Origin of the sequence: Orenia metallireducens (genome assembly GCF_003001995.1) — a bacterium.
Lineage (GTDB): Bacteria > Bacillota > Halanaerobiia > Halobacteroidales > Halobacteroidaceae > Orenia > Orenia metallireducens_B.
In genome coordinates this window covers 39,264-45,263 of record NZ_PVNB01000030.1, presented here as the reverse complement: position 1 = coordinate 45,263, position 6,000 = coordinate 39,264, and the positions used below count along the sequence as shown (strand labels likewise).

Below are 6,000 nucleotides of genomic sequence, written 5' to 3'. Positions count from 1 at the left end.
AAAGATGGTACCGAGGGTCGGACTCGAACCGACACGGGAGTTAAATCCCACCGGATTTTAAGTCCGGTGCGTCTGCCTATTCCGCCACCTCGGCAAATCACTTGTTTGAAGATAATTTCCTCAAACGACAATAGCTATTATATGATATCATAACTAATTAGTCAACAAATCAACAAGCAAAATATCGACATTAAACTAGTTTAGCTCTTTATTAATGTGCATTACTGCTAATAACTAACTTTTACTCTCTATTATAACTTTATCTCTTGATAATATTCAAAATCACTTGAGTAAAATATAAAAAAATATAGAAAATAAGGATACCTATTAAAATAAACACATAAATCCAACCAGAAATTACAAGAAAAGAAGCAAAAAATCCACGTCCTTCCAACAATTGCTCTAAATATTGAATAATAAACATTTTTAATATCAATCCTCTGTGAATATATTTTCATATCTGAACTATCCCTCTGATAATATATTGATCCTTTCTTTTATCCAATTAATAAAAAGCAATAATAGTGGGATAATATGTAAGAATGTAATATAGAAATAATTTGTATCAAAAGGTGTCATCCAACGATGAAATACATAACTTGGTTCAAAAACAATTGCAACCCACAATAGAAAGAAACCTGTAATAGTAAGTAATCTTGAATAGTTCTTCACATTAAATACTGTAGCAACTACTCTAGCAACACCATATAAGAAGATAGACATCTTATAAAAGCCACCAAGAAAGATAATAACTATACCTATAATATCAATATTTGTTAGTATGCCCACATCTACTACTCTAATAATTCGTAATAATGGTATTCTAGTTACAGAGGTATAATAATCTCCTAAAACAGAGACATCAAAAAATAAAGTAAATGAGAGTAATAAACCTGATAAGATAATAACTAACATAGCAGTCTTACGTATCAGTTTCTCCTCTTCTGTATAACACCAGAACATAGAACAGATTAATATCTCTCCAAAGGGAAATATAGCTACATTTGGATAGGCAGTCTTTAAAACAGGCTTTATACCATTAGCCATAATTGGTCTGATATTATTGAAATCTGCCACTCCTGATAGATATATCAAGATAAATATACTTAACATAAAGATTAAAACTATTGGTAGGGTAATCAAACTAGTACGACCTAATACTTCTATTCCTGATAAAAGCACATATAAACTCAATAAAATAAAGAGAAAGAGTATAGCTGCCAATGATTCCTCTGGCAAAGCTACTATAGTAATTAACTCTCCAAATTCACGAAGGTTACGAGCAGCAGGCCAAAGCCAATATACTGCATAAAGTAAAGCTAGCGGTATTCCAAAACCTCTTCCTAAGATAGAGATAATTATTTCTATATAATTTTGCTCAGGAAATTTTCTTTGAAGTTCGGTATACACCCAGATAAAGGCTAAACCTATAATTAAAGCAACTAAGATAACAAGCCAAGCATCTTGCTTAGCATCAATACCTAAAGCAAAAAGTGTAGTACTTCCTATTTCAAATAAAAACATTAACATAAATAATTCCTGTATACTTATAGTTGTATTTTCAGCACCCATTTTCTAAGTGTCCTCTCTAATAGCTTTTATGATATTTTACCTTAAATCATCATATACTATACATTTTCCTCTTTTATAAAAAAAAGGAAGCCTGTTGCTTCCCACTCCCTTTTAATTATTATTTTCTATTAATAGCATCATATACTATTCCCTCTAAAATACTATCATCACTGACCTTAACTGTAACCTGTCCACTTGCCTCCATTATCTCTAAGAGTATGACTATTCCTGCTAAAATTATATCTGCCCTTTTAGCCTCTAAGCCAATTACCTCTCTTCTCTCTTTTAAAGACAATAAACTTAAATCATCTAATATCTTTATAATATCTCTTTTAGATAAGTCAGCTCCATGAATAGAATTATAATCATAACTCTCTAATTCTTCTCTAATTGATACCAGAGTAGTCACAGTACCTCCAACGCCTATTAATTGCTCTACATTACTATCTTTTAATAAATCAGCAAGCATCCTCTTAGCTTCTTTTCTCATATCTTCCACATTTTCATTATAACTCTCTGTTAATCTCACTGCTCCAAGATTGATGCTATTAAATTCACTTATCTCTTTAGATTTACCAAAGATAAACTCTGTACTTCCACCACCAATGTCAATAACCAAAACCTGATCTTTTAAATCTTCAATAGCCGATATAACTCCTAAATAGGATAATTTAGCCTCTTCAGTCCCTTTAATCACCTTTATATCTATCCCAGTCTCATCTTTAACCCTTTCTAAGAATATATCCTGATTTTTAGCATCTCTAACAGCACTTGTTGCTACTGCTATAACTTCAGCGTTGTAATCATTGAGTATCTCTCTATACTCTCTTAAAGCTTCAATAGTTCTCAAGATAGCTTCCTCTTTTAAGTATCCACTCTGATGAATCCCTTCACCTAATCTAGGAGTTCTTAATTGACTCACTAATTTATTCAAGCCACCACTATTGTGCTCAGCAATCAACAGTCGAACTGAATTGGTTCCAATATCAATTGCGCCTACTCTCATCTTTACTCCTCCTCTAAACTTTCTCCCATAGAGCATTCTTCTGGCTCTATCTGCCCATACTCTTTCTTCAATAACTCGGCTACCATCTCTCCTACTGGATTCTTCTCATCAACCAAATACTGGGCAAAATGTGTATGTAAACACTTAATCCCTTCAAATTCTAAAATACCACCTACACCTGATTCTTTTAAGACCTTATATTGTCCTGGATTATTCTCTTTTAAATCTTCTAGCCTATCATCTTCAACCAAACTCATCCTATAGTTAGCATAATCTTTGTGTGCTTCTGCTAACCTCTTAGATAATTTCTTATCACCTAAGATCTTATTTTGAACCTCTTGGACTAAGCCCCTGCTCTCTAACTTTCCGATTCTATAATTTAATTCTGGACAAGTTAGCCATAAAGTAGTTGGAAAGATTCCTATACTATCTCCCTTATCCAAAATAGGTGCAGTCACTACCACCTGTGGACTCCCATCCTTGCATCTTTTAATAATATCAACTAGATTTCTTGGCTTTCTTCCTAATTGTCTCTCTAATATCTCTAAATCTTTTTGATTATACCCCACCAAATCACTCCTTTTATAATTTATTATATTATATTCTCCCTTATCTAATATAAATAAACACCCCCAATAATTGAGGGTGTTCTAATAACAGTCATTCAGTAAATTTTATATACAATAGATATATTGCTTGAATATATCTATATATTACTATTATAAATTATAATAATGATTACCCATTATTAAAAATCTACTGATTTATAAAAATCTATATTTATCTTATATTACCACTTTTTTTATCTAAACTACGTCTTAAATCTTGTTGTTTTTCAGTACTTTCTTTCAAAAAGTCACTCATCATATCATCAAAAGACTTTTTAGGTGCTTGTGTGAATTTAGTTTTTTTATTAGCTTCAGATAATTGTTTAATAGATAATCCTATTTTACCATCTTTTCCAATAGAAATTACCTTAACATTAATTTCTTCATTAAGTTTTAAATAATTATTAACATCTTTAACATAAGCATCAGCTACTTCAGAGATATGAACTAGACCGCTCTCACCTCCATCTAATTCAACAAAAGCTCCAAATTTGGTGATCCCAGTCACTACCCCTTTTACAATACTTCCAACCTCAATTGACATGCTAAAAAAATTCCTCCTCATAAGATTTTATGTGTTTATAAGTATATTAATCCCTTACATTATATCCTATCATCTGTCAAGTGTCAAATAGTTTAAAAGTTCATAGTTAGTGATATCCTACCTCTTTGGGAATCAATTTCTAAAATTGAAACACTAACAATATCACCTACTGCCACCACATCTAAAGGGTTTTTAATATACTTATCACTTAATTGTGAAATATGAACCAACCCATCTTGTTTAACTCCAATATCCACAAAAGCTCCAAAATCCACCACATTACGTATAGTACCTTGCAATACCATCCCTACTTCTAAATCCTCAAATTTAAGGACATCGGTTCTGAAAATAGGTTTAGGCAACTCTTCTCGTGGATCACGATCAGGTTTTGCTAAAGATGAGACTATATCTTTTAATGTTGGTAAGCCAACTTCTAACTCTTCAACTAAATCATTCAAATCTAACGATTTTATCTTATCCTGCAAACTCTTTAATACTTCCTTCTTTGATAAGTCTTCTAACTCAAAATCTAATCTGTGTAATAATTTTTCAGCTATATGATAGGATTCTGGATGTATAAATGTTTGATCTAGAGGATTATTACCCTCTCTAATCTTTAAAAATCCTGCAGCTTGAGTAAAGGTCTTAGGTCCTAAACGATAAACATCTTTTAATTCATCTCTACTTTTAAACTTGCCATTCTCTTCTCTATATTTTATTATATTCTTAGCAACATTAGAATTAATTCCAGCAACATATTCTAACAAGGCACTAGATGCTGTATTTAAATCTACTCCTACATAGTTTACAACAGATTCTACTACATCCTTTAGAGACTCTTCTAAGCTAGACTCTGTCACATCATGCTGATACATTCCTACCCCCAGATGCTTAGGAGCAATCTTGACCAATTCTGCTAAAGGGTCTTGCAGTCTTCTTCCAATGGAGATTGCACCTCTTATCGATACATCTAAATCAGGAAACTCTTTAACAGCCAGTTTGGAAGCAGAATAGACCGATGCCCCTGCTTCATTGACGATAATATACTTTAAATCTCTTGATAACTCTCCAATCAATTCGACAACTAAACTCTCTGTCTCTCGAGAGGCGGTTCCATTTCCAATAGCAATTATATCTATATCATGCTTTTTAACCAAGGCACTTAACTTCTCTTTAGCTTCATCCCATCTTTTTTGAGGGGGATGGGGATAGATGGTATCATAGGAGATAAATTTGCCAAATTCGTCTAAAGTGCTTACCTTAGAACCTGTTCTAAAACCAGGATCAATTGCCATAACCCTTACTTTAGATAAAGGTGGCTGCAATAATAGATTTCTTAAATTTTTGGCAAATACATTAATCGCATGCTCCTCAGCCAGCTCCGTTAAATGGCTTCTTACCTCTCTTTCAATAGCAGGAGCAACCAATCTATTATAAGCATCAATAATAGCCTCTTCTATCTCTTTTGTAAAGATAGACTCTTCTAAGATAAAGTTCTGCTTTAATTTGTCTATGATACTCTCATCAATAGTAGCAACTTTGACCCTTAAAACATCTTCCTTCTCTCCTCGATTAATCGCTAGCGTACTGTGAGGGCGTACCTTCTTGATACCTTCCTGATAATCATAATATACTTCATAATCTGTTCTCTCTTCAACTTTTGCTTCAGATACCAAACTTCCATATTCAAAGGTTAACTTTCTAGCTGTCCTTCTACTATATGGATCATCAGCTATGTACTCAGCTATAATATCTCTAACTCCTTGTAATACCTCTTCAATGCTTTCCAACTCTTTTGCAGGATCTACATACTCTTTAGCTAGGTCCTTAACATCACCCAAAATCAATTCTTGCTTTAAGAAGAGCTCTGCTAAAGGTTCTAGCCCTCGCTCTTTTGCCTTTGTTGCTCTAGTCTTTCTCTTCTGCTTATAGGGTCGATATAAGTCTTCAAGCTCTTGAAGTTGGCTAGCTTGTCTAATTTTAATTTCTAAATCTTCTGTTAATTTTTCCTGCTTATCAATCGAATTAATAACCTCTTCTTTTCTCTCTTCAAGCCTTCTTAAATAATCTAATCTTTCTGCTAAACCTCTTAATTGCTCTTCATCTAAACTATCAGTAACCTCTTTTCTATATCGAGCAATAAAAGGGATAGTATTTCCTTTATCAAATAAATTAATTGTTCTTTTAACTTGTCCAACTTTTAGATTCAACTCTTTGGCTAATTGCTTCTCTATATTAAAACTCAACTGACTTCCTCCTATCATAATCAA

At 32.7% G+C, this 6,000-nt stretch carries 5 protein-coding genes and 1 tRNA gene; all 6 read right to left on the bottom strand.

The annotated features are described in order from the left end of the window. Nucleotides 1-5 precede the first annotated feature (5 nt). Nucleotides 6-94 (bottom strand) — tRNA-Leu (locus BX659_RS15855). A 371-nt stretch (nt 95-465) separates the two neighbouring features. Beyond that, a complete protein-coding gene (locus BX659_RS15850) occupies nt 466-1,572 on the bottom strand; it encodes a GerAB/ArcD/ProY family transporter (RefSeq protein WP_097017910.1) in 1,107 nt (368 codons plus the stop codon). 118 nt (nt 1,573-1,690) lie between these two features. Further along, nucleotides 1,691-2,578: a Ppx/GppA phosphatase family protein gene (locus BX659_RS15845; RefSeq protein WP_097017909.1), complete on the bottom strand. Its 888-nt coding sequence runs from the start codon at nt 2,576-2,578 to the stop codon at nt 1,691-1,693. 2 nt (nt 2,579-2,580) lie between these two features. Then, nucleotides 2,581-3,147, bottom strand: a complete 567-nt coding sequence (locus tag BX659_RS15840; RefSeq protein ID WP_097017908.1) for a DUF501 domain-containing protein — start codon at nt 3,145-3,147, stop codon at nt 2,581-2,583. Between the two features lie 211 nt (nt 3,148-3,358). Then, nucleotides 3,359-3,730 (bottom strand): S1 RNA-binding domain-containing protein, encoded by a 372-nt coding sequence (locus tag BX659_RS15835; RefSeq protein WP_097017907.1) that lies wholly within the window; start codon nt 3,728-3,730, stop codon nt 3,359-3,361. A gap of 92 nt (nt 3,731-3,822) precedes the next feature. Next, nucleotides 3,823-5,994, bottom strand: coding sequence for a Tex family protein (locus BX659_RS15830; RefSeq protein ID WP_097017906.1), 2,172 nt, complete (start codon nt 5,992-5,994; stop codon nt 3,823-3,825). Nucleotides 5,995-6,000: the final 6 nt, after the last annotated feature.